Source organism: Curtobacterium sp. 314Chir4.1 (assembly GCF_900215175.1).
Taxonomy (GTDB): Bacteria; Actinomycetota; Actinomycetes; order Actinomycetales; family Microbacteriaceae; genus Curtobacterium; species Curtobacterium pusillum_A.
In genome coordinates, this window is sequence record NZ_OCMI01000001.1 from 665,780 (window position 1) to 688,762 (window position 22,983).

Below are 22,983 nucleotides of genomic sequence, written 5' to 3' on the forward strand. Positions count from 1 at the left end.
GGTGGACCGTCCCCTCGCTGGCGACGTCCCCTGTTGACGTCGCCTGATGGCGGTGGCCGATCCGTGGCCGAACTGGTGAGCGATCCGTGCTCAGGTGGCGCTGTCGGCCGGGCCGTGGAGCATGTTAGGGCTCGCCCCGAACGGGGGGCGGGGCGGGGTGGGCGGGGGCCGACTCAGTACGACAACGTCGATGTCGTACGACGTCGACTCTGTCGTTCCGAGTCCGCAGCCGCACCGACCGGCGCGTCAGGCGGACGCGTCGAGGTACACCGAGCCGCGCGGCTCCCGCGTGTCCGCGACCGACCGCAGCGCGCCGAGGTGTCCGGCGGTCGAGCGGCGCTCGGCGTCCAGGACCGCGATGCGGTCCCGCTGCGCGGCGAGCAGCCTGGAGGCACGCCCCACCAGGTCCCGCGGCACCGGTCCCAGCCCGGCCGGCTCCGACCACACGGTGTCGGTGTCGCCGGTCAGGTCCTGTTCCAGGGCGGCGAGTGCTGCCTCCCACGCGTCACGCGACACCGAGTGCTCCGCCCGTGGGGTGCTGGCCGGCCGAGGCGGCGGGCAGCGAGGCAGCGGCCTCGTGCCACGACTGCCGCAACGGCTCGAGGATCCGGATGCAGTCGCGGGTGGCCTGGACGTCGCGGTGCACGTTCGCCGTGATGAGCGAGGTGGACGCGTAGTTGTAGATCGCGAGCAGTCCCTCGCCGCCGTCCCACGCGTCGATCCGCAGCGTCGACGAGAGCTCCCCGACGATGGCCTGGGCGTGCAGGAGTTGCTCGCGGGCGGCCTCCCAGTCGGCGGTCGTCTGGGCTGCCTCGGCACGGTGCAGGTCGAGCAGCAACCGGTCGTACAGCATCGTCACGAGCTGCGCCGGCGTCGCGGACAGCACCGCTTCGTTCGTGTACTGCGCACGCCGCTGGTCGGTGACGGTGCGGGGCTGCGCGGCCTGCCGGAAGGCGGCGGACTGCAGGTCGAAGGCGTTCATGCTGCTTCCCGTCAGCTCGACGTCGACGCCAGCTGGCTCGCGAGCCAACTCGACTGGGACTGGAGCTTGCTGAGGCTGGTCTCGAGTGCCGCGTACTGCGTCTGCAGCGCTGCGCGGCGGGCGGTGAGCCGGTCGGTCCAGCTGTCGATCTGGGTGTTGAGGTCCTTCGCGACGGCCTGCTGCCCGGTGATCGACGTCGTGATCGAGCCGTCGTACTTGTCGGAGGCGGCGGTCGCGGCGGCACCGACGTTGGCGGCGACCCCGGAGAGCACCGCCTGCGTGCCCTGCGGGTCGGTCGCCAGGGCCTTCTGGAAGGCGTCGGCGTCGAACGTGAAGTCGCCGTCCTTCGTGATCACGATGCCGATCGACGACGGGGACTTGCCGTTCACCGGTGCGGACATCGTGCTCGAGAGCCGCTGCACCACGTCGCGCGTGGTCGCGTCCCCCATCAGCACGCCGGCCGTGGTGGTGGTCGTCCCGTCGGTCGCACTCGTGGTGCTCGTGACCGAGGTGTTCGACTTGTAGTAGGCGGCGACGGCGTTCATCGCGTCGACCAGGCCGGACGCCACCGCCTGCGCCTTCGTCGAGTCCTGGGCGACGGTGAGGGTCACCGGGTCGGTCGTCGGCTGCGACACCGTGACGCTCAGCCCCGGGACCAGGTCCGTGAACGTGTTGGTCGAGCTCGTCACGGTCTGTGCGGCGGCGGTGCCGGCCCACAGCGTGACGCTGGCGTCCTTCGCCTGCGTGACGAGTGCCGCGCCGACCTCGGTCAGGACGTTCGTCGCGGTGCCGGCGGTGACCTCGTCGGCCGTCCCGCGGTAGAGCTGGAACGCACCGTCGGCCCCGGTCTTGGCGGAGGTCAGCTGGAGCCGGTAGAGCTTGTTGCCGTCGGCGTCGGTCCCGGCCGAGACCCGCGTGGCGGTGACGCCCGCGCCGGACTTGTTGATCGCGGACACGGTGTCGTCGAGCGACCCGGACGCCGGCGTGACGGTGGTCTTCGTACCGTCCGCCCCGACGATGGTGAGCGGCTGAGCGGCGGATGACCACGTGGCCATCGCCGCCGTGACGCCGACCTGCGCGGACGCGGTCGAGCCGACGGTGAAGCTGATCGACCCGGCGCTGGCGTTGGCGCCGGTCACCGCGGTGACGCCCGGCGAGGAGCTCGTCGCCGTGAAGAGGTCGAGCGAGGTGGCCTTGGCCGCGTCCTTCGCCTTGGTGGCGAGGGTCTGCACGAGCCCGTTGATCGTCTGCAGCGACGAGATGAACGAGTTCGTGCTGGTGAGCTTGTTCTTGAGCAGCGTCTGCGGGACGCCCTCGACGCTCATCAGCGAGTTGATGAGGTCGGTGGTCTTGAGACCGCTGACGAGACCGTCGATCGCGAGACTGCTCGCCGATGACACGGACGACATCGATGGCTCCCTGCCGTCGGAGGTGGGGGTCGGGTGCGGGTGACGCCGCCGCCCGGGGTACCTGAACGATCCCGGACGGCGGCGGCGGTGGTGCTACTGGACTGCTGGCTGCTAGCGCAGGAGCGAGAGCACACCCTGCGTGCTCTGGTTCGCCTGGGCGAGCATCGAGGTGCCGGCCTGGCTGAGGATGTTGTCGCGCGTGTACTTGACCATCTCCTCCGCCATGTCGACGTCGGTGATGCGCGAACCGGCAGCGGTGAGGTTCTCCTTGGCCACGTTCGTCACGTTGATGGCGTGGTCGAAGCGGTTCTGGATGGCACCGATGTTCGAACGAGCCGTCGACACGGTCTTGATCGCGTCGTCGATCGTCTTGATGGCGGCCTGCGCACCGTCCGCGGTGGTGAAGTCCATGCCGGTGACGGAAGTCGCCACGGTGGCGACGTTCGCGCCCGACAGGTCGACGTCGATCTGGCTCGCTGCGTCGCCGTTGGCGCCGACCTGGAACTTCAGGACGCCTGCGGTGCCGGCGGAGCCGTCGAGCAGGTTGATCCCGTTGAAGTTGGTCGACTGGGAGATGCGGGTGAGCTCCTTGGACAGCTCGGTGACCTCGGTGGAGATCGCCGTGCGGGAGTCCGCGTTGTTCGAGTCGTTGCCGGCCTGCACGGCGAGGTCGCGCATGCGCTGGAGGATCGAGTGGGTCTCGGTGAGGCCACCTTCAGCGGTCTGCACGACGGAGATGCCGTCCTGCGCGTTGCGGGCGGCGACCGTGAGGCCACCGACCTGGGACTTCAGCCCCTCGGAGATCGACAGACCGGCCGCGTCGTCGGCAGCACGGTTGATGCGGAGACCCGACGAGAGCTTCTCGAGGGACTTCGACAGGTCGTTCTGCGTCGAGTTGAGGTTCCGGTACGTGTTGAGTGCCGAGAGGTTGGTGTTGATGGACATACCCATGGTGGTTTCCTCCGTGAAATCTGGGTCTTTCGTCTGCCCGTCCGTGGGCTGACATGGGTGACTCTCGACCGGTTGGCCGGAGCCGTTAGGGGATCGACGAGGTTTTCTGGGGAGATCGACTCGTCGAGGTCTCAGCTCGCCGCGACCACCGGGGTGGTGGCGTCGTGCACGGCGCGGGCGACACCGGCGGTGGCGTTCGCGGCGACCCGTGCCAGGTAGGCGCTCCGGCGTGCGGCGGTCGTCCGCGACGCCGGCTCCACGGCCACGCCCTCGTCCCCGTAGTGGGCGGCGAGTCCGTCGCGGAGCAGGCGCATCGCCTCGGAGCGCTGCTGCGACACGGCGGAGTGGGTGATGCCGAGTTCGGCGGCGACCTCGGTCACCGAGCGGTCACCGAAGTACACGTTCTCGACCACGAAGCGCATCCGCTCCGGCAGCGCCTCGACGGCGGCGCGGAGGTAGCGGCGCTTCTCCGCCTCGAGCAGGTCCTCGCCCGGCAGCGGCAGGTCGGCGGCCAGGGTGTCGTGGACGGTCTCGTCGATCGGGGTCACGGTCCGGGCGGCGTCGCTCATCGCGTCGGAGGCGGTCTGGCGGTCCACGCCCATGGCATCGGCGATCTCCTGCACCCCGACGCTCCGGCCGAGCCTCGCAGACAGGGCCTCCTGCGTGGCGAGGGTCTCCCGGATGCGCTTCCGGGTGCCGCGGGACGCCCAGTCGGCCGAGCGCATGTCGTCGGCGATCGCACCGGTGATCCGGGTCCGGGCGTAGGCACCGAACGGGACGCCGAGGTCGGGGTCGAACGCCTCGGCCGCGGCGACGAGCGCGAGCGACCCGACGGCGGCGAGGTCGTCACGGTCGAGGTGGGTGGCACGCGCTCGGACGTCGGCGACGATGTAGCCCACGAGCGGGAGGTGCTCCACGATCATCGCGTTGCGGTCGTTCCGGTCCATGCTGATCCCCTGGTCGACTGACGTGACTGACCCGTCCCTGGGCGCGGCGGACACCGGCCTCGGATGGCCGGTGCGTACGCCGAAGAACCACCCGGTTCCCTCCGGGTGGTGCACGTCCGCGCCCCTGCGACGCGGTGCGGGGTGTCCCCCGCGGTGCGCTTCGAATGTATCGGCTGGCAAAGCCCTGTACGGGTGCACAACCGTCCCCAGTGCGGGGGTGAGACGGCGTTTCCCCGGTCGGCATTTGGGGGGACACCGGGTGAGGAACGGGTGTTCTTGTCCCCCGGTCGGGGTGGATTCCGGGAGGCGCGGCTCGTGTCCGGCAGGCGCAGTCGCCGGACCGGCGCTTACGCCCGGCACCCGCGACCCGATAGGTCCCGGTGTCCGCAGGATGACCGACACACCCCACCGGGAGGAGACGATGAGCGTGAACGAACTGTCCGCCGTGCTCTGGCGCGAACGCGAACTGCTCGAGCTGCTCACCTTCAAGCTCGAGGAGGAACAGCTGCTGCTCGCAGCCGGACGCTCCCGCTGGGTCTCGCACGCCAGCCGCGAGGTCGAGCAGGTCCTCGAGCGCCTCCGCAGCACCGGACTCGAGCGCGCCGCGTCGAGCGCCGAGGTCGCCGAGGAGTGGGGCGTCGCCGCTGACGCACCGCTGCGCGAGGTCGTCGCCGCGGCCCCGAGCGGACCCTGGGGCGAGATCCTCGCCGCGCACCTCACCGCCATGGTCGAGCTGACCACCCAGATCGGGTCGTTGCGTGACGAGAACGACCGCTTCCTCCGAGCCGCCGCGCAGGCGACCGAGGAGACCCTCGCCGGGTCCGTCACGGGCGCCGCCACCTACGACGCCTCCGGTGCCTCGGGTGCGGGCTCGGACGGCGCACGCCTCTTCGAGGGGACCCTGTAGCACCGTGGTCAGCACCTTCGGATCCCTCGCCACCGCGTACTCCGGCCTCGCCGCAGCACGCGCCGGCATCGACGTCACGGGGCAGAACATCGCCAACGCCGGCACCGCCGGGTACACCCGTCAGCGCGTCTCGCAGTCGTCGATCCCCGCCGCCCAGACGGGCTTCATGCGCGGGACCGCAGCCCTCGCCGGGCAGGGTGTCTCGGTGGACGGCATCGCCCGTCTCGCGTCCCTGACGCTCGACGCCGGCGTGCGCGTCGCCTCCGGGTCCTCGGCCTACGCCGACGCCCGCGCCGCTGCGCTGTCCGCGCTGGAGACCGGCCTGAACGAGCCCGGCGACGACGGTCTCGCCAGCAAGCTCGACGCGTTCTGGTCGTCGTGGAGCGAGCTCTCCACGCACCCCGACGACCCGGGTGCCGCCAGCGCGGTCATCGGCGCCGCGAAGACCGTCGCGAGTGCGCTCGCGAGCGGTTCGAACGCGATCGACGCGCAGTGGTCCAGCGTGCGCGGCACCGTGGACGGCCAGGTGCAGCAGCTGAACAGCGCCGCCTCGCAGGTCGCCGACCTGAACGGCCGCATCCGCACCGCCCTCGCCTCCGGTGGCAACGCCAACGAGCTGATGGACCAGCGGGACCAGCTCACCGAGCAGATCTCGTCCCTCGCGGGCGGCACCGTCCGCCAGAACACCGACGGCACGGTCGACGTCCTGATCGGCGGCAACGCCATCGTGCAGGGCACCGACGCCCGCTCGGTCGCCCTCGGCGGCGGGCAGCGCCTGGCCGACGGGGCCGCGGTGACCCTGACCTGGACCTCGGGCACCGCCGGCGCGGTGTCGCTGTCCGGCGGCTCGATCGGCGGGAACCTCTCGCTCCTCGCCCCGGTCACGGCGAACGGCACCGGCGGCGCCCTGGCCGAGGCCTCGGCGTCGTACGACCAGGTCGCGACGAAGCTCGCCACCGCGGTCAACGCCGTGCACGCGACCGGGACGACCCCGACCGGCGCGACCGGCACACCGTTCTTCTCGCTCGCGGCCGGCGTCCCGGCCGCCCAGGGCCTCGGCGTCGTGCCGACCGACGGCAGCGGGCTGGCGACGCGGAACGCGGCGGGGGAACTCGACGACTCGTTCGCCGACGCGCTCTCGCGACTCGGCACGGCGTCGGACGGCGCCGACCGCTCCTGGGCGACCTTCGTGGCGGGGGTGGGCACTGCCTCCCGGTCGGCCTCGTCGGAATCGACGCTCACCGGACTCGCCCTGACCAACGCGCGCACGCAGCAGCAGTCGAGCGCGGGCGTGGACCTGGACGAGGAGAACGTGAACCTGCTGAGCTACCAGCACGCGTACCAGGGCGCAGCCCGCGTCCTGACCGCCGTCGACGAGATGCTCGACACCATCATCAACCGCACCGGAATCGTCGGGAGGGGCTGACCATGATCACCCGAGTGACCACCCAGATGTCGATGACGGCCGCCAGCGCACGCCTGCAGGCCGGGGCCGCGAAGCTCGCGCAGCTGACCGACCAGGCGACCACGCTGAAGAACATCCAGCGGCCGTCCGACGACCCGGTCGGTACCGCGTCGTCGATGCAGGTCCGCAAGGAGCAGGCCGCCGCGGCGCAGTACACCCGCAACGCCAACGACGCCGTCGGCTGGCTCGCCACGACCGACAGCACCCTGTCGAGCGTGTACTCGGTGCTCAACAGCGTGCGGGACCTCACCGTCCAGGCGGCGAACAGCGGCACCATGAGCGACACCGACCGTGACGCGTTCATCACGCAGTTCCAGTCCCTGAAGACCGAGCTCGAGTCGAAGGCGAACGCCACCTACGGCACCCGTTCGGTGTTCGCCGGTTCCTCGACGGCCGCGACCGCGTACGACCCCGCGACCGGGTGGGCGACCGCCGGCACCGACGTCACCCGACGCATCGGCGACGGCACGACCGTCAGGGTCGACACCTCCGGTGCGGCGGTGTTCGGCTCCGGCAGCTCGTCCGTCTTCTCGATGATCGACTCGATCGTCGGCGACCTGCAGAACGGTGTGAACCTGAACCCCCGCATCAACGACGTCGACGCCGCCATCAGCACGGTGCGCGGCGTCCAGGCCGACGTGGGTGTCCGGCACGCGGCCGCCCTCTCCGCCCAGGACTCGCTGAAGAGCGCCACGGTCTCGCTCGAGAACCGCCGCGCCGGCATCGAGGACAAGGACCTCGCGAAGGCCGTCCTCGACCTGCAGGTGCAGCAGACCAACTACCAGGCAGCCCTCGCCGTCACCGCGAAGGTCCTGCAGCCGACCCTGATGGACTACCTCCGATGAGCATCGACCTGACCTTCGCCGTCCCACCGTTCGGCCTCGCGCCCGCTCCGGTCTTCGCGTTGACCCCGGTGGACGGCGCCGAGGGGCTGTTCACCCTGGTCGGGGGTTCTTCGCGCCTGTTCGTGCTCGACGCCGCGATGCACCTGCCCTCGTACTCCCCCGAGCTCACCGACGAGCAGGCTGCGGGCCTCGGGCTGACCTCCGCCGAGGACGCCATGCTGCTCGTCGTCGCGAACCCCGGCGAGTCCGGCACGACGGTGAACCTGCTCGCGCCGATCGTCGTGAACGCGCGGACCTCGGCCGGCGCGCAGCTCATCCTGGAGGACCAGGACCTGCCGCTGCGCGCGGAGCTCGCCCGGCGCTGACGCGCGGGCCGGCTTCGCCCGCGCCGACTCGGAACGACTACTCCGCTGTCGTACGACAGCGGCGTTGTCGCTGCTGCGCGCGCGCAACAGTTGCGCACGCTCGTCTGCGACAAGACAGCTGTCGTACGACATCGACGTTGTCGCACGTTGCACCCGTGCTCCCCCTCCACAGCCTGGAGGCACGGCTCACCATCCACAGATCACCCCGCCTCCGCCGTGTGGTGCGGTCCACCGCGCAATGGTTGCGGCATGCACGAACGAGTCTTCGCCGTCCCGCTCATCCGTACTGGCGGCCATCCGAGCGCCGAACGCCGTGCGCTGCAACGCCAGGTCCACCGCGGCGAACTCGTCGCGATCCGCCCGGGTGTCCTCGTCAGTCCGGAACACCTCGAAGGGCTCCGACCCGAGCACAACCACCTCCTGCTCCTCCGGGCGACGGCGCCGGCTATCCGTCCGCCGGTCGAGATCTCCCACCGGTCAGCTGCGGCGGTCCACGGGCTGCCGTTCGTGGGACGACCTCCTGACCGCGTGGAGGTGTCGGACCCGCGCCGTGCACGCGGCGAGACCACTGCACTGCTCCGGGTGCACGCGCTGACCGAGTCGTCACCGTCACGATGGGACGGTCTCCCGCCGACCATGCCTGCCGAGTTCGCCGGCGCTCAGGTGACCTCGCTGGTTCGGACCCTCATCGACGTCGCGTCTACCGTCGACCTCATCAGCGCTGTGCCCATGATCGATGCCGCACTGCACGATCGAAGAGCCCTGCCGGCGATGCTCCACGACGAACTGTCCGCGCGACCGACCCGGGGCAGCGACAAGGCTGCGGTGGCGGTCGGGATGGGGTCGCCGGAGTCGGGATCGCCCGCAGAGTCGGTGTGCCGCGTGCGCTTCCGGCAGCTCAGAGTCCCCGACCCGGTCCAGCAGCACGTGTTCGCCCGACCGGGAGACCGCACGGCGATCGTCGACTTCTGGTTCCCCGAGCACGGCGTCGTCGTCGAGGTGGACGGGCGGGCGAAGTACGAGGACGACGCGATGCTCGACGGCCGGTCGACGGCCGAAGCGCACTGGCAGGAGAAGCAACGCGAGGACTTCGTCCGGTCCTTCCCCGAGGTCCGCACGGTCGTCCGGGTGACCTGGGCCGACCTCATGGACCCGGATCGACTCCGCCTGAAGCTCCACCGCGCTGGGATCCCCTGCCGATGACGCGCCGCTCAGGACAGTCCGACGGAGCTCCCACCCGTGCGGCGTACCGTCGTCGGCATGGCCCGAGAGCAGAAGGACCAGGCGATCGTGCCCTTGCCGGCAGCGCCTGTGGCCTCGAACCCCACCGACCCGAACGCCCGTACCCCCGAGCAGCAACCCGCCGGGTGGGTGAAGATGCTCGACCGCGTGCTGAGCGTGCAGCGCCCCGTCGTGGTCGCGCACGTCCGGGCACTCCGCCGCCGGCACCCCGACTCGACGCCGGCCGAGATCATCCAGATCCTCGAGCGGCAGTACCTCACGGCCGTCACGACTGGTGGTGCAGCGGTGGGTGCGAGTGCCGTGATCCCGGGCGTCGGCATGGCCGCTGCCCTGGGCCTGAGCGGGGCGGAGACGGTCGGGTTCCTCGAGACGACCGCCCTCTTCGCGCAGTCCGTGACCGAGGTGCACGGCATCGCCCTGGACGACCCCGAGCGTGCCCGCATGCTCGTGATGGCGATGATCCTCGGCACGCCCGGCACGCAGCTGATCAACCAGCTCGCCGGGCAGATCGCCGGCGGTCAGGTCCGGACGGCGTTCTGGGGCGAGATGGTGACCTCCTCGCTGCCGAAGCAGGTCGTGAACGGGATCGGCGGCCAGGTGCGCGACCAGTTCATCAAGCGATTCGCCGCACGCCAGGGCACGACGATCGTGGGCCGAGCGCTCCCGTTCGGGATCGGCGCTGCGGTCGGTGGCCTGGGCAACCACGCCCTGGGACGGAAGGTGATCCAGGCCTCGCGGACGGGATTCGGCCTCCCGCCCGCGCAGTTCCCGATCGTGCTGGAACCGAAGGAACCGAAGCAGTCGAAGGAGCCCAAGCAGGTCAAGGCGCCCAAGCAGACGAAGGCCCCGAAGGACCGCCGGGCGATCACGCGTCGGAAGGGGCGCGAAGACCTCTGGGCGGACACCCCCGACCACACCGACGACACGGTCTGAGGGCCGCCCGGTCGCGGGCCGTACCGGGCCGCACCGACAGGCGGGCCGGAGGCGCGTTGCCAGCGGGCACCGCGCCTCCAGTCCGACCGTCGGTCAGTTCCCGATCACCGGACCCGCACCGGCGTCGTCACCACCTGCCCGGCGTGCGCGAACCCGCCGCCGAACCCGAACAGCAGCGCCGGCACACCCTCGGGCAGGTCGCCCCGCGCCCATGCCTTCGACAGGCCGAGCGGCACGCTCGCGGCCGAGGTGTTGCCGGACTCCACCACGTCCCGGACGACGAACTTCGACTCGCCACCGAGCGCCGTCACGAGGGGCTCGATGATCCGCAGGTTCGCCTGGTGGAACGCGAACACCTCGATGTCGTCGAGCGTGAGCCCGGCAGCGGCGACGGCAGCGCGGGCGTGGTCGGCGGCTTCGGTGATGGCCCAGCGGTAGATGGAGCGACCCTCCTGGCTGAAGCGCTCGGGGTCCCCGGAGACGAGTACGGCCTCCTCGAGGTGCGGCACGCTCCCCCACGACACCGGTCCGATCTGTGCCTCGTCGGAGACGCCGAGCACGGCCGCGCCGGCACCATCCCCGACGAGCACGCAGGTGGACCGGTCGGACCAGTCGACGATGCCGGAGAGGATCTCGGAACCGATGACCACGGCGATGTCGGTCGAGCCGACGCGGATCGCCTGGTCGGCCAGCGCGACCCCGTACTCGAAACCGCTGCACGCGGTGTTGATGTCGATCGGGGCGGCGGACGGCGAGAGCCCGAGTGCCGCGGCGACCCGGCCCGCGGTGTAGGGCGCACGGTCGCGATGGGTGGTGGACGCGACGATGACGAGCCCGACGTCGGCCGGTGCGATGCCGGCGTCCGCGAGGGCGTTCCGGGCCGCTTCGATCGCCATCGAGGTGACCGTGTCGGAAGGCCCGGCGATGTGCCGGGTCTCGATCCCGGTCCGGGTGCGGATCCACTCGTCGTTCGTGTCGACCATGGTCGAGAGTTCGTCGTTGGTGAGGACGCGTGCGGGCTGGTGGTGGCCGAACCCGAGGATCCGGCTGCCACGGAGAGCTGGGGTGTTCACGAGACGGCACGCTACTCCCCTGCCCCACCGGCGCATGCTCCGCGCGGCATGCAGCCGCCACCCGAACCGCTCCGCGCCGAGCCCCGAGGCCGGTACTCGCAGGGCCTGCCACGCACACCCACGATCGCGTAGACCGGACCCATGGACTACACACACCTCGGACGGACAGGGCTGTCGGTTTCACGAGCAGTGCTCGGCACGATGAACTTCGGCCCGGAGACCAGCGAAGACGACTCGCACGCGATCATGGACCGGGCGCACGAGCTCGGCGTGAACTTCTTCGACACCGCCAACGGCTACGGCGGCTCGGTGGGCAAGGGCGCCACCGAGGAGATCATCGGCCGCTGGTTCGCGAAGGGTGGGGGCCGCCGCGAGAAGACCGTCCTCGCGACGAAGGTCTACGGCGACATGATCGACTGGCCGAACGGCGGGAAGCTCAGCGCGTACAACATCCGGCAGGCCCTCGACGCCAGCCTCCGACGGCTGCAAACCGACCACATCGACCTCTACCAGTTCCACCACGTCGACCGTGCGACGCCGTGGGACGAGATCTGGCAGGCGATCGACGTCGCCGTGCAGCAGGGCAAGGTGCTCTACGTCGGTTCGTCGAACTTCGCCGGGTTCCACATCGCCCAGGCGCAGGAGGTCGCCGCGCGTCGGAACACCCTCGGCCTCGTCAGCGAGCAGTCGATCTACAACCTCGTCGTCCGCGACATCGAGCGCGAAGTCCTCCCCGCCGCCCGCGAGTACGGCCTCGGCGTCATCCCGTGGTCGCCGCTCCAGGGCGGTCTCCTCGGCGGCATCATCGAGAAGACCGAGCAGGGCTCGCGCCGCCTGAGCGGCCGCAGCGCCGAGTACGTCGATGGCCACCGCGACCAGCTCACCGCGTACGAGTCCTTCGCGAAGGAGCTCGGCCACACCCCCGGTGAGCTCGCCCTCGCGTGGCTGCTGCACCAGCCCGGCGTCACCGCGCCGATCACCGGCCCGCGCACCATGGAGCAGTGGGAGTCCGCGGTCCGCGCCGTCGACATCCGCCTCGACCAGCGTGCACTGGACCGGCTCGACGAGATCTTCCCGGGGCACAAGACCTCGCCGGAGGACTACGCCTGGTGACGTCGCCGACGGGACCAACGGGTCGCTGACGCGACCATCTGCCTGGAGGCGCGGTGCGGGTCGGACCCGCACCGCGCCTCCAGTGCGTGGTCACGTCGAGAATGCGACCACTGTCGCGATCAGAGCGCCGCGATCTCCGCGTCCTGCAGGCCGATGGCCCGCAAGTAGTCGTCGACGCTCCCCCAGCGGCGCTCGACGTGTTCGATGACCGTGGTCATGATCTCGGGGACGCACCGTTGCGCGGTTGCGGTGGCCTCGGGGTCAGCGCTCGCTGCGCGTTCCCGAGCGAAGCGGTCGACGAGCCGCTCGGCACTCACCGCGTAGTCTGCACCGACCGCGTCGAGGTCTGCGCCCCAGTGCCGGGCGAGCAGCGCGCTGACGATCCCGGTGCGGTCCTTCCCGGCCGAGCAGCAGACCAGCACGTCACCATCGGTGGCCGCGACGGCACGGAGTGCGTCGGCGATCCCGCTGCGGTGCCGGTCGAGCCAGTCGATGTACTGGTCCTCGAGGGCGATCGCCTCGGCGGCCGACTCCAGGCCCGACGACGGATCGAACATCGGGACTCGTTGATAGCCGGGGGTCGTGGCGAGGGGATGTGGCACAGCGTCGGTCTCGTCGACGCGGCGGACGTCGATCACCGCGGAGAGACCGGCCGGATACGCGTCCGCGTCCACCGGTTCGGTGTTCGCCCGGTACACGGTCCGGTGGTGGTCGGCCTGGAGGGCGGTACCTCCGACGGGGCGGAGGTTGGTGAGGGCGTTCGACGTCGTCGTCATGAGTCCACTCTGCCGGGAACGAGCCGTCTACGAGGATCGAGCCATGAGTGAACACACCGAACTCATCGTCGCCCTCGACATCGCCGAGCGTGATCAGCGACGAATGGCTGACGACGTCAACGATTGGCTCCGCGCGTCCGGCTGGAGCGTCCGATCGGCGTCGGCGAACGGGCCGGATGCCCTCGGTGCGCACGCCGACTCGTTCCGTCAGTGACATGGAGCAGCGCACCGTCAAGCGCGATCCTCTGCTCCGTCGAGGACTCGATGTGGGACGCGGTCAGCGACATGGAAGGTCCGCGCTGCTGGCAGTGCAACAGCGAAGTAGCCGACGAGGACATCTCGCACCTCGGCGACTGGATGTCCGGCCCAGAACCGGTGTTCACGTGCCGCCAGTGTGGAGCAGTTGCCCTCGCCGGCGACATGAACGTGGCGAGCAGTGTCGTGTTCGGGAACCCAGGGATCACGATCGAGTGTTTCGGGTACAACGGCATTGCCCTCGCGCGGCGGCTGCTGGCCGAGGTCCGTGGATCATTCGCGAACCGATGGGCTTACGTGCACCGCCAACGGTGACCTCATCTCGAGACTGTCAAGGCCCTGTCGTCCCGGCGCTCATGTGGAGGGCGGTAGCGCTCCTCGCCGCCCCCGTGACCGTCCGAGCGCCGTGATGGCAACGTTCAGCTCAAGGCCTGAGAACGTCGCTAGTACGAAGGGGAGGTCGTGTTCGAAACTCGGTCGAGTCCGAGTGCTCACCATTCAGTCGAAGACCTTTGGAACCGCGCCGTCGGCGAGCTCCTCTACTCGCTTGCCGACTTCGCGCAACAACGCCCGACCTGACCCGGAACCAAGGCGGTAGTTCGCGTTCATCCGACGAAGAAATGCGTCTACCTCCCGACCCTCGGCGCCGTCAGCACCCAGCGAGACGAACTCCTTCGACATTCCAGGGAGCTCTTCGCGGCTGAACCCGTCGATGTAGAAGTCGACGTAGTCGGCAACGGACGAGTAGTCATCCCACCAGTATTGGTAGAGGTTCTCCAGGAAGCCCCCAAGGAGAGGAATGGTCTCCGAGTAGTTCTCGCACCCGATCTCGGTCAATCCAGTCATGTCACCCTCCACACAGGCAGCGCAACTTTGATCGCGGCGGAAGTGTCAACCAGGCGGGCAGCGATCACGTCCGCAGACTCGGGCCTTGCATCCCAGTCGGCCACGAGGTACCAGTCGGCGACATTGGTCTTCACGCTCAGGCAGGGTCCGATCAAAGCTCAGGCCTCACGGGTTGTCTCGGTTCAGACAACAAAGCTCCCGCCGCTCCCAACTCATTCACCGAGAAGGTCCTCAGGAGCACGGTCGGCAACCTTCATGCTCTCTGCCTCCCAGAGCACCTCGAGGGACTTTGCGAGGTCAACGAATGCTTCGAAACCCGGACCCGACGTGCTCAGAGTCACCGGCTCGCCGAAATCCACCGAAGAGAAGTCCACAGAGACCGAGTTCGGTGCCACCCGTCGCGTTTGATGTGTGGCACCGGCACGCACGCGGATGGCCGCATGGCTACCGTCAATCACTGGCGAGAGCAGCAAGAAGCTGAACCCCCGAGCCGGATCCGGCTCACCGTCGACACGCAGCAGGCTCGATCGCACGAGTTCGGGCGCTGCGTTGTCCCTGTACTCGACCGAGCCGACCTCGCTGCTCACCTTCCACGCTCCCTCAAACACCGGGAACGCTCGGACGAACCGATCGCAACTCTGCAATGCGAGATCCGCGATCTCCTCAGCAGACTGTTGCCGCGCTGCCCACTGCACTTTCAACTGCCAACCTGAAACGTCAATGACGCTGCTCACCATCCTGCAAACCCATCCGGTGGAGGCCGGTGTTCCACGACCAGTCCATCGTAGTCGGCGGCGAGTCGAGCGAACTGTGTCGCAACGTCTCGGTCACGAGTGAACACCCGACGAAGGACCGCGTCGGGTTCGTCCATCGCGTCCAGCTTTGCGACCGCCGAGTCGAGCCAGCCATTGATGATCGTTTGGCGGCGGGCCGGAGTCATCGACTCCAACCAGCCGTAGTTGCCCTTGACCTCAAGGTACTGCGGGCGGTCACCGACGACTTCGAAGCCATCGAATTCCAGAGCCTTTGCGCCGGAGGGGTTCGGCACCATGTACTCAGGGATGCGTCCGTCAGGGAGCGGCCGCAAACCGGTCACCCATTCTTGGTCGAGCGCTCCGTGGCCACCAGCAGTCCGTGAAATCGCCGCCCAGTGCCCGCGGTTGGCGCCTTCCGATGTCCCCAGAACGGGCTGTTCGAGTCGGGCAGTGTCCGGCGGCCTGAACCCGGTCCGCTCGTGAATCTGCTCGGCGAGCACGGAGCGCTGTTCGGATGTCACCGCGGGCTCGGAATCGTGAGGTCGCAACCGCGCATCATTCGAAACCGCGTCAGCGACAGGGTCGTGAACGCCCGTTGGTGTCTCCGCCCCGTGCGTCACCGGCGTTCCGTGGTCGTGCGACCCACCGTCGACATGATCCGCCACCGAGTGCAACCAGTGCCCACCCGACCCCGGGTTCCCTACCTCGATGTGCGGCCGCCCGAGCCCCACCCCGAACCCGTCCGGCGTCGCCATGGCGTGCTCGACGCTGACCTTCACGGTCGGGATCTTGTCCCCGAGCCCTCGGAGCGCAGTTGGTGGTCGTGAAGGCCCTCGGATCCGACGATGATCATGGTGTTCACCGCGCGTTGAGGAGTTCCTGCCCGGCAAGAGCTACTAGCGGACCCATCAAGGCCTCGACGTTGGCCCGTAGGACCTCATCATTGTCGAGCGCCGCACTCGTGGGCTCCGCTGCATCCGCAGTCGACCCCGGTCTGAACCCGATCAGTCCGCCCTCGGACGCCTCACGGCAGAGGCGCACGACCTGTCCGACGCGCGTCGAGCCGACGAGTTCGCTGGAGACGACCTCAGCGACCTGATCCGCTTCCACTGCGACGCCGGCGCCATCACTACCGGCTTGGATAGCGTCGCGGATCATGTCTCGAACGATCACCCAGTTCTCACTGTTCGCCAGCGGCGCGAGAGCGGGTTGCCACGCATCCACGAAACGAAGCGGATTGGCTGCGAGGCGCTGGATGAGCCACTCCGGCGTGGTCTCGGCATCCCGCGGGTACCGCTGCAGATCGTCGCGAAGCTGCTGGGTCTCGACGCGCTCAGACCGCACGATGTTGCCGTCGAGGTCGACCTGGACCGGCCACTGCGGCTCAGTGTCCCAGTCGAAATCGAACCGATAGGCTCCCGAGCTCTCGACCTGGAGCCGCCCCGTGAACCAAGCGCCGTGATTGGCGTCCGACATCGAGACGCGAAGATCCTTCCAGGCTTGCCACTCCGCCAGGTCGGCGGGAGGGCCAAAATTCATTCCGCTCGCGGTGAGCACCGCCCGCTGCAGTCGCGACGAAACACCGATGTTCACAAAGACCGAAGCCGCGCGCGACCAGCCGCTCGGCATGCGGTCGAAGGTCAAGATCGCAAGGCGATTCTGCAAACCCTGCAGATCTTCCACGGAGTTCAACGTTCCAGTCCTCCGGCTCGGGTCGACGTCTCGAAGGAGACGGGATCCTCGATGATCACGCGCTGCAGACTGTCTGCGCTCTGGCGCCTGAGGATCACGGGTGCATCCTGCTGGCCGATGGCGTCAGATACAGGACTCGATCGGCCAAGCCTTTGGCCCACGAATCGGCCCCTGCACCAAGGGCTCAATGATTTGTTGTTACCGGTGTCTCGATGGACGTCGCTAGGCCGACGGCCGGAAAACGTGCGTTACGACTGCGTTCGCGAATTCCTCGAGGAACGCCCGTCCCCCCAATCCGGTGTGGTTCATCGGGTCGACGCTGGCGTTCAGCTTGAGGAGGAGAGCAGACACGGCTGCATCGTCCGTATCGGTACTGAGTAAGGATTCAATCTCCGCTCGTACATCGATGGCGGACTGTGCAGAAAATCCTTCCAGAGCATCATCGAATGCTTCAGACGCATCACGGTAGTCCATCTCCCAAGTGGGGTAGAAGATTGCAGGGAGGAGAGACGAGAGCGCAGGAAGGGTCCGACGAAGTTCCACCGTGCCAAGATCTTCGATGTCAGGCATGTATCGCACCTCCGGAGTGCCCGGTGATCCGCAGCGGCGTATTCTTCCGTAGACGTATCTACAACGCCGATGCAACAATCGCCCGGATGCGCTGAAGCCATTCTAGGCCGTCGAGCCCGTTCCGCCCAGGAGGGGCGTCCGAATCAAGGCGCGAAAGCAGGCCTTCCGCGTTCGACGGCGCAAGTCCGGCGGCGAAGACATCATCGAATTCCCGCAGCATCCGCTTGATGTCGTCTTCATCGTAGCCTTCGATGAGATCGAGAACGATCTCGTCGACGGAATCGAAGTCGACGTACCACCTGAGGTACATGCCCTCCAACAGTCGGCCGACCATCGGAAGGAGCTCGCGGTACGTGTCCTCATCGATTTGTTCGACCTGTTCGATGTTCATGCTGCTCCTAAGGCTTCGGATAAGCGGTACGGATCCAGAAGTGCCCCGGCGCTTGCTGAGACCACTTCAGCTGAATGAACACTCGTCGCACATCGGTGAACTTCCCCTCGGCAAAATGTCGCCCAATATCCGAGTCGAACACGACTGTGAACTGCGTCGACCCTGGTTTGGCGGGCTTCGCCGGGTCGTCCCCAAGCCAAGACCTGATCTCATCGGACTTTGAATCGAGCGCTCGACCGATGAGTCGATCGAGCTCGTCCGGCGGTACTCGGAACGCGCTGTTCCCCTTCGGGCTCATGTCTGCGCGCGACGCGATCTCAGCGTCCGTCATCGGCCCGTGTCGACCGAGATAGTGCTCTTCGAGTGTATGCGCCTTCGGGTAGCCACCGGGTCCCTCATGACGTTCCAGCCCGCCGGCATCGAGGAACGAGTGCGAGAAGTGATGGTCGGTCAAGAGCGACGGCGTGCCATCTCTGACGACGGGTGTTGCTGCGCCATCGAACAGCTTCGGGGGTGCATCGGAGTGCACGCTTCGGACCTCGTCCCCGGAGGTCCCGCCCTCCGTTCCGAGAGTCGGCTCATGGTGCTGCTCTGAGGGCGTCCCACCTGTCTGAGGCGATGCATCGTGCGAGTCCTGGGGCCCCCGCGACGAGCCGTGCTCGCCCCCACCGTCGACCCGGTCCGCCACCGAGTGCAACCAGTGCGACCCCGGGTCCGGACGCCCGACCTCGATGTGCGGCCGCCCGACCCCGACCCCGAATCCGTCCGGCGTCGCCATGGCGTGCTCGACGCTGACCTTCACGGTCGGGATCCTGTCCCCGAGCCCCCGGAGCGCATCCGCGAACCCGCCGCGCCCCCGCGCCAGCAGGTCCGAGACCCCGGACAACGCCTTCCCGGGCAGCGCCGACACCGCGTCCCCGACACGCACGACCGTGCCACCGGCGGCCGCGAGCTTCGACCCGAACGCCGCGAGCTTGGACCCGTCTGCACCGAGCACCGCGAGCCGCGAGCCGAGCGCAGCGACCTTCGCGCCGGCCCCGACCTCGCCGGCACCGGGGATGAAGAGCGTCCCGATGTTGAACGCGGCACCGCCGGCAGCGTGCGCCGGGTCGTCGCGCCAGTCCTCCGGCGATCCGACGAAGCCCTCGACGAGGGTCTTCTGCTGGTCGAGGATGTTCCGCGCGGTGTCGCTGACGACGTCCGGCAGGATGCCCTTCGGCAGCGCACCGGCGATCAGCAGCGGCGGGCTGCCCATCAGTGCGATGAGCCCGAGCGACTCCGCGAAGCCCTTCCAGGACTGCGCTGCCCAGTCACCGTCACCCCACCCGCCGGTCTGCGAGTTGTAGCCGATCAGGCCACCGAGACCGTCGAGCGTCCCCTGCAGCGCGTCGTCCATCCCGGAACTGAAGGACTCCGAGCAGGACTGGTCGCCGCGTCCGGTGCTCCCCCACGGCATCGGTTGGTTCGCCTTGACCGCTGCGGTGTAGTCGACGGCCTGCACCTCGGCCAGGCACATGTCGGTACGGAGCCCGTTGATGGCGTTGACGCACTCGGCGGAGGCGGCGGAGAGCTTCGTCTCCTGCTCGGCGACCTTGGTGAGCAGGTCGTTGTTCTCGTCGACGTACGGCGTGTACTCGTCCCAGCGCAGGTGGGCGTCGTCGAACTGCTGCCCGAAGTTCTGGACCAGGCCGACGATGCCCTGGTTCGCCGGGTGCTCGGGATCCCACGGTCCGACGGTCTTGCCCTTGAGTGCCTTCGCGACGAAGGTCTCCGCCTCGGCCTTGAGCTCGACGAGCCGCTTCGCGATCGGTGCCACCGCCGTGGCGTAGTCGCTGAGGTGCGTGGACACCTTCTGCAGGGTCGCCGCGAGCGACGCGGTGTCCGTCTCGACCCCGTCCATGACGGTCAGCAGCTCGGCCGAGTCGGGGGTGGTGTAGCTGCCGCCGAGCTTCGCCCAGGCCGTCTTCACCGCGGACCCGCGCGTCTGCACGTCGGTCGCCGAGGTCGAGAACGCCGTGCCGGCGCTGTCGACCTGCTCCGCCTTGATGTTCGCGCCGGGGATCGCGTCCGGGTCGATCAGGCCGTCGGCCCGACACTGGCCCGTCACTGGTCACCACCCAGGTCGACACCGGAGAAGTCGCCTGTCCTGGAGGCACGGATCGCGTTGGCCTGGGCCGTCGCGGCCATCTCCTCGTCACCGTGGTAGTAGGCGAGGGTCGCGTTGGCAGCGCCGGCGAGGCCGGCGGTGATGTGGTTGCTGACACGGGTCAGGAGCGCCGAGTGGCTCTCGATGAGCGCAGCGACCGCTCCGGCGACCGCCTGGTCGTCGCCGACCGCGGTGGTGAGCGCCGCGTGCGCGTCAGCGAGGCCGTCGAACGCGGTGGACAGGCTCGTCGCGGCGCTCTCGGTGTCGGTGAGCGCGGTCTGCACACCCGCGGGCTCGATCTGCCAGCCGTTCCCCATCGTTCCCCCTGGTCGTCCCGTTCGACTCGGTCAGTGTCATGCTGCGGCGCGGGACACTGCCGTTCCCCCGGCGGCGTCCGCAGTGTTCCGCACGATCCGCTCGGCCGTCCCCCGGAACGGGGGTTGCGCGGCAGCGTGGATCTCGGTCCACCATAGCCGATCGTCGTCTTCGGGCAGCGGGCGCGGCAGTGCTCGCCCGAGCAGCCGTTCGGCGTCCACGGTGCTCTCGAGCCGTCGGGACTGGAAGAGCATGAGGAGCACGACGCCGTCCGCGTCGACGAGCTGCAGCGCATCGCCGTCCCAGAGCTGCCGGACACCGATGTCCGGGTCCACCTCGGCGGCACCGCTCAGGACGGCCACGGCATCGACGTGCTGACCGGACAGGATCACCCACTCGGCGCTCATGCGCGCGCCCCGGCCCCGAGCAACTCGACGACCCGCGGCCCGAGTGCGTTCCCGAGCTCGGCGAGCCGACGCCAGCGCGACTCCACCTCGGCGCCGCCGGTGAGCCCGGGCTGCGGCGGGGTGAAGTCGAGCACGAGGGACGGCACGCGTGGCGGTCCGACGACCGTCGCTCCCGGCGGCAGGGCAGCCGGATCGATGCCGAGGTCGCGCAGCGCGGCGGCTCCGACGATCGCACCCAGGGGCACGGGCATGCCGATCTGGCGCGCGGACAGGGTCGCGTCCGAGTGGCCGGCCGACCGCCACGCGGTCCCCAGCAGCACGCGCTGGCGACGCGCGAGTTCCGCGAGCACGCGTCCGGGTGAGGCAGCGTCAGGGGCGTGCACCGTGCCTCCAGGCCGTGGCAGAGCCAACCGCGTCTCCTCCGTGACGCCCGTGGCGGACCGCTCGACCCGGATCTGGACGGCGGCCACGCCGCTCTCGACGGGAGCGGTCGAGACCAGTCGGGTCGGGCGCGGAGCACGTCGTCGGGCGAAGTCGGTGACGGCGGCCACACTCCACGCGATCGTCGCGGGCTCGACCGTGCCCCAGCCGGACGGCGTCGTGCCCGCGAGGCCCTCGAGCAGCAGCTCGGCGGTCCGACCGATGCCGGTCTGCTCGGCGGCCGGGTGGTGGACGGAGACGACGACCTCGGTCCAGGGCACCTCGTCGGCGCCGAGCCGTGTCGACCGGGGCGACGCCTGCGGCGAGAGCATGGCGGTCGCGACGTCGTCCGCCGTGGTGGGCGAGCCGGCGGCGCGGTAGCGGTCCCCCTCGCGGACGACCCAGGTGCTGCCGGTGCGGCGGAGCATGGCGAGCATCGCGGTGGTGATGCGGCTCGTCGGCGGGGTGAGCAGCACGAACGCCAGCCCGGCGGCACGGGTGTCGAGCACGAGGCCCGTGCGCGCGGAGGAGAGCTCGACCACGGCGGCGTCGGTCTCGCTGACCACGAAGCCCGGTCCCACGGCGTCGACGAGCGGGTGCGCGAGGGTGTCGTCGTCCACGCGCGAACCCTACCGGGCGGGGTCCCCCGCGGTGCGACGTGCCGCGGAACAACCAAACTCACCTCGCACCACGCAATCGCGCAGTTCGCGGTGACTTTGGTTGTGCGCCACCGCCCCGCACCGGGCGCCCGCGCCGCCCGGCCCTGCAGCGACCCACACACGACGACGGGCCCCGCGCCTGCTGTGTGCGCGGAGCCCGTCGGACGGGTGGTGTTCGGGTGCTAGCGGACGGAGACCGGGGTCTCGTCGCGGTCCTCGTAGAGGACGTAGCCCTCTTCACCGTGGACGGCGGTGTCGATGCCGGCGACCTCGTCCTCGGTCTTGACGCGGAAGCCCATCGTCTTCTCGATGATCCAACCGATGAGGAAGGCGAGCACGAAGGAGTACGCACCGACGGCGCCGGCAGCGGCCGCCTGCTTGCCGAGCTGGGCGAACGAGCCCGAGTAGATCAGGCCGGTGTCGTTGGCGAAGAAGCCCAGGTAGAGCGTGCCGACGATGCCGCCCACCAGGTGCACGCCGACCACGTCGAGCGAGTCGTCGAAGCCGAGGCGGTACTTCCAGTCGATCGCGAAGCAGCAGATGATGCCAGCGATGAAGCCGAGCAGGATGCCCCAGCCCGGGGTGAGCGCGGCGCAGGCCGGGGTGATCGCGACGAGGCCGGTGACGGCACCCGAGGCGGCACCGATCGAGGTGGCCTTGCCGTCCTTGAGCTTCTCGACGAGCAGCCAACCGAGGATGGCGGCGGCCGGGGCGGCGAGCGTGTTCACCCAGGCGATCGAGGCGATGCCGTCAGCAGCACCCTCGGACCCGGCGTTGAAGCCGAACCAGCCGAACCAGAGGATCGCGGCACCGAGCAGGACGAAGGGCGGGTTGTGCGGCTTGTGCGCACCCTTGGCGAAGCCGACGCGCTTGCCGAGGACGATCGCCAGGGCGAGACCCGCGGCACCGGCGTTGATGTGCACCGCGGTGCCACCGGCGAAGTCGATGACGCCCCAGGTCGCTGCCCAGCCGGAGGTGAGGTTGAAGACCCACGAGGCGACCGGGAAGTAGACGACCGTGACCCAGACGCCCGCGAAGACCATCCACGCGCCGAACTTGGCACGGTCGGCGATCGCGCCGGAGATGAGGGCGACCGTGATGATCGCGAAGGTCGCCTGGAAGCCGACGAACGCCATCGAGGGGTACGCGGCGTTGATCGTGGAGGCCTTGGCCTCCTCGAACGCCTGGCCGAGGCCGATCTGGTTCCAGTCGATGCTGAAGAAGCCGACGACGCCGGAGACCGCCGTGCCGTCACCGTGGTTGGCGAAGGCGATCGCGTAGCCGTAGAGCACCCAGAGGACGCTCACCAGGGCGATCGCCCCGAAGGACATCATCATCATGCTGATGACGGACTTGGCCTTCACCAGACCGCCGTAGAAGAAGGCCAGGCCGGGTGTCATGAACAACACCAGCGCCGCCATGACCAACACGAACGTCGTGTTGCCCTGATCAAGCATCTGTTCACCTCTCGATTGCACCTGCGGCTCTTGGACCGCGTCGGGTGTCACCGAGTCTGGCG

The 22,983-nt window shown here is 69.3% G+C and carries 27 protein-coding genes; 9 read left to right on the forward strand and 18 right to left on the reverse strand.

Annotation, left to right across the window (positions count from 1 at the left end):
- Nucleotides 1-246 precede the first annotated feature (246 nt).
- The 5 genes from CRP27_RS03065 to CRP27_RS03085 all read right to left on the reverse strand — a co-directional run bounded on the left by CRP27_RS03065 (nt 247) and on the right by CRP27_RS03085 (nt 4,289).
- Complete coding sequence (locus CRP27_RS03065; protein ID WP_097179257.1) at nt 247-516, reverse strand: hypothetical protein; 270 nt, start codon at nt 514-516, stop codon at nt 247-249.
- The gene (gene fliS / locus CRP27_RS03070; RefSeq protein ID WP_097179258.1) at nt 506-982 is read right to left on the reverse strand and encodes a flagellar export chaperone FliS; all 477 of its coding nucleotides are present in this window, start codon (nt 980-982) and stop codon (nt 506-508) included. Before fliS ends, CRP27_RS03065 begins: the two co-directional genes overlap by 11 nt.
- An 11-nt stretch (nt 983-993) precedes the next feature.
- On the reverse strand, nt 994-2,391 hold the full coding sequence (gene fliD, locus CRP27_RS03075) for a flagellar filament capping protein FliD (RefSeq protein WP_097179259.1): 1,398 nt from the start codon (nt 2,389-2,391) through the stop codon (nt 994-996).
- 111 nt (nt 2,392-2,502) lie between these two features.
- A complete protein-coding gene (locus tag CRP27_RS03080) occupies nt 2,503-3,342 on the reverse strand; it encodes a flagellin (RefSeq protein ID WP_217990679.1) in 840 nt (279 codons plus the stop codon).
- A gap of 131 nt (nt 3,343-3,473) precedes the next feature.
- Nucleotides 3,474-4,289, reverse strand: a complete 816-nt coding sequence (locus CRP27_RS03085; protein ID WP_097179261.1) for a sigma-70 family RNA polymerase sigma factor — start codon at nt 4,287-4,289, stop codon at nt 3,474-3,476.
- A 421-nt stretch (nt 4,290-4,710) separates the two neighbouring features.
- Between CRP27_RS03085 and CRP27_RS03090 the strand changes: the two genes are divergently transcribed.
- The 6 genes from CRP27_RS03090 (at nt 4,711) to CRP27_RS03120 (ending at nt 10,046) form a co-directional block, all read left to right on the forward strand.
- Nucleotides 4,711-5,196: a flagellar protein FlgN gene (locus CRP27_RS03090; protein WP_079238870.1), complete on the forward strand. Its 486-nt coding sequence runs from the start codon at nt 4,711-4,713 to the stop codon at nt 5,194-5,196.
- Between the two features lie 4 nt (nt 5,197-5,200).
- On the forward strand, nt 5,201-6,622 hold the full coding sequence (gene flgK, locus CRP27_RS03095; RefSeq protein WP_097179262.1) for a flagellar hook-associated protein FlgK: 1,422 nt from the start codon (nt 5,201-5,203) through the stop codon (nt 6,620-6,622).
- Between the two features lie 2 nt (nt 6,623-6,624).
- On the forward strand, nt 6,625-7,506 hold the full coding sequence (gene flgL, locus CRP27_RS03100) for a flagellar hook-associated protein FlgL (protein WP_079235901.1): 882 nt from the start codon (nt 6,625-6,627) through the stop codon (nt 7,504-7,506).
- Nucleotides 7,503-7,871: a flagellar assembly protein FliW gene (gene fliW / locus CRP27_RS03105; RefSeq protein WP_097179263.1), complete on the forward strand. Its 369-nt coding sequence runs from the start codon at nt 7,503-7,505 to the stop codon at nt 7,869-7,871. Before flgL ends, fliW begins: the two co-directional genes overlap by 4 nt.
- Nucleotides 7,872-8,120: 249 nt before the next feature.
- Entirely contained in the window at nt 8,121-9,074 is a 954-nt protein-coding gene (locus CRP27_RS03115; protein WP_141399675.1) for a hypothetical protein, read from the forward strand.
- Nucleotides 9,075-9,131: 57 nt separating this feature from the next.
- Nucleotides 9,132-10,046: a hypothetical protein gene (locus tag CRP27_RS03120; protein ID WP_176505442.1), complete on the forward strand. Its 915-nt coding sequence runs from the start codon at nt 9,132-9,134 to the stop codon at nt 10,044-10,046.
- A gap of 104 nt (nt 10,047-10,150) precedes the next feature.
- Here CRP27_RS03120 and CRP27_RS03125 read toward each other — a convergent pair whose 3' ends face one another.
- Nucleotides 10,151-11,119, reverse strand: a complete 969-nt coding sequence (locus CRP27_RS03125; protein WP_097179266.1) for a beta-ketoacyl-ACP synthase 3 — start codon at nt 11,117-11,119, stop codon at nt 10,151-10,153.
- A 141-nt stretch (nt 11,120-11,260) separates the two neighbouring features.
- Here CRP27_RS03125 and CRP27_RS03130 point away from each other — a divergent pair, with 141 nt between their 5' ends.
- Nucleotides 11,261-12,232, forward strand: a complete 972-nt coding sequence (locus CRP27_RS03130) for an aldo/keto reductase (RefSeq protein WP_097179267.1) — start codon at nt 11,261-11,263, stop codon at nt 12,230-12,232.
- Between the two features lie 119 nt (nt 12,233-12,351).
- Here CRP27_RS03130 and CRP27_RS03135 read toward each other — a convergent pair whose 3' ends face one another.
- On the reverse strand, nt 12,352-13,008 hold the full coding sequence (locus CRP27_RS03135; RefSeq protein ID WP_097179268.1) for a tyrosine-protein phosphatase: 657 nt from the start codon (nt 13,006-13,008) through the stop codon (nt 12,352-12,354).
- A gap of 43 nt (nt 13,009-13,051) precedes the next feature.
- Between CRP27_RS03135 and CRP27_RS18100 the strand changes: the two genes are divergently transcribed.
- Both CRP27_RS18100 and CRP27_RS03140 read left to right on the forward strand, forming a co-directional pair.
- Nucleotides 13,052-13,222, forward strand: a complete 171-nt coding sequence (locus CRP27_RS18100; RefSeq protein WP_176505444.1) for a hypothetical protein — start codon at nt 13,052-13,054, stop codon at nt 13,220-13,222.
- Nucleotides 13,219-13,578, forward strand: coding sequence for a hypothetical protein (locus CRP27_RS03140; RefSeq protein ID WP_097179269.1), 360 nt, complete (start codon nt 13,219-13,221; stop codon nt 13,576-13,578). The genes CRP27_RS18100 and CRP27_RS03140 overlap by 4 nt, the downstream gene beginning before the upstream one ends.
- A 183-nt stretch (nt 13,579-13,761) precedes the next feature.
- Here the strand turns inward: CRP27_RS03140 and CRP27_RS03145 are convergent, their stop codons facing one another.
- The 11 genes from CRP27_RS03145 to CRP27_RS03190 all read right to left on the reverse strand — a co-directional run bounded on the left by CRP27_RS03145 (nt 13,762) and on the right by CRP27_RS03190 (nt 22,921).
- A complete protein-coding gene (locus CRP27_RS03145; RefSeq protein WP_097179270.1) occupies nt 13,762-14,109 on the reverse strand; it encodes a hypothetical protein in 348 nt (115 codons plus the stop codon).
- 212 nt (nt 14,110-14,321) lie between these two features.
- Nucleotides 14,322-14,846: a hypothetical protein gene (locus tag CRP27_RS03150; RefSeq protein WP_097179271.1), complete on the reverse strand. Its 525-nt coding sequence runs from the start codon at nt 14,844-14,846 to the stop codon at nt 14,322-14,324.
- Nucleotides 14,840-15,643, reverse strand: a complete 804-nt coding sequence (locus CRP27_RS03155) for a hypothetical protein (RefSeq protein WP_097179272.1) — start codon at nt 15,641-15,643, stop codon at nt 14,840-14,842. The genes CRP27_RS03150 and CRP27_RS03155 overlap by 7 nt, the downstream gene beginning before the upstream one ends.
- 79 nt (nt 15,644-15,722) lie before the next feature.
- Nucleotides 15,723-16,547 (reverse strand): hypothetical protein, encoded by an 825-nt coding sequence (locus CRP27_RS03160; protein ID WP_097179273.1) that lies wholly within the window; start codon nt 16,545-16,547, stop codon nt 15,723-15,725.
- Nucleotides 16,548-16,778: 231 nt separating this feature from the next.
- On the reverse strand, nt 16,779-17,126 hold the full coding sequence (locus tag CRP27_RS17920; RefSeq protein WP_141399676.1) for a hypothetical protein: 348 nt from the start codon (nt 17,124-17,126) through the stop codon (nt 16,779-16,781).
- 58 nt (nt 17,127-17,184) lie between these two features.
- Nucleotides 17,185-17,517, reverse strand: a complete 333-nt coding sequence (locus CRP27_RS03165; RefSeq protein WP_097179274.1) for a contact-dependent growth inhibition system immunity protein — start codon at nt 17,515-17,517, stop codon at nt 17,185-17,187.
- Between the two features lie 7 nt (nt 17,518-17,524).
- The gene (locus CRP27_RS03170; RefSeq protein WP_097179275.1) at nt 17,525-19,624 is read right to left on the reverse strand and encodes an RNase A-like domain-containing protein; all 2,100 of its coding nucleotides are present in this window, start codon (nt 19,622-19,624) and stop codon (nt 17,525-17,527) included.
- Nucleotides 19,621-19,980: a DUF6507 family protein gene (locus CRP27_RS03175; RefSeq protein WP_097179276.1), complete on the reverse strand. Its 360-nt coding sequence runs from the start codon at nt 19,978-19,980 to the stop codon at nt 19,621-19,623. Before CRP27_RS03175 ends, CRP27_RS03170 begins: the two co-directional genes overlap by 4 nt.
- A gap of 36 nt (nt 19,981-20,016) precedes the next feature.
- Nucleotides 20,017-20,385, reverse strand: a complete 369-nt coding sequence (locus CRP27_RS03180; protein WP_097179277.1) for a hypothetical protein — start codon at nt 20,383-20,385, stop codon at nt 20,017-20,019.
- Nucleotides 20,382-21,425 carry a DUF6177 family protein gene (locus CRP27_RS03185; protein WP_097179278.1) on the reverse strand — a complete coding sequence of 348 codons (1,044 nt, stop codon included), beginning with the start codon at nt 21,423-21,425 and terminating at the stop codon, nt 20,382-20,384. Before CRP27_RS03185 ends, CRP27_RS03180 begins: the two co-directional genes overlap by 4 nt.
- Nucleotides 21,426-21,646: 221 nt before the next feature.
- Nucleotides 21,647-22,921, reverse strand: coding sequence for an ammonium transporter (locus tag CRP27_RS03190; protein WP_097179279.1), 1,275 nt, complete (start codon nt 22,919-22,921; stop codon nt 21,647-21,649).
- Nucleotides 22,922-22,983 lie beyond the last annotated feature (62 nt).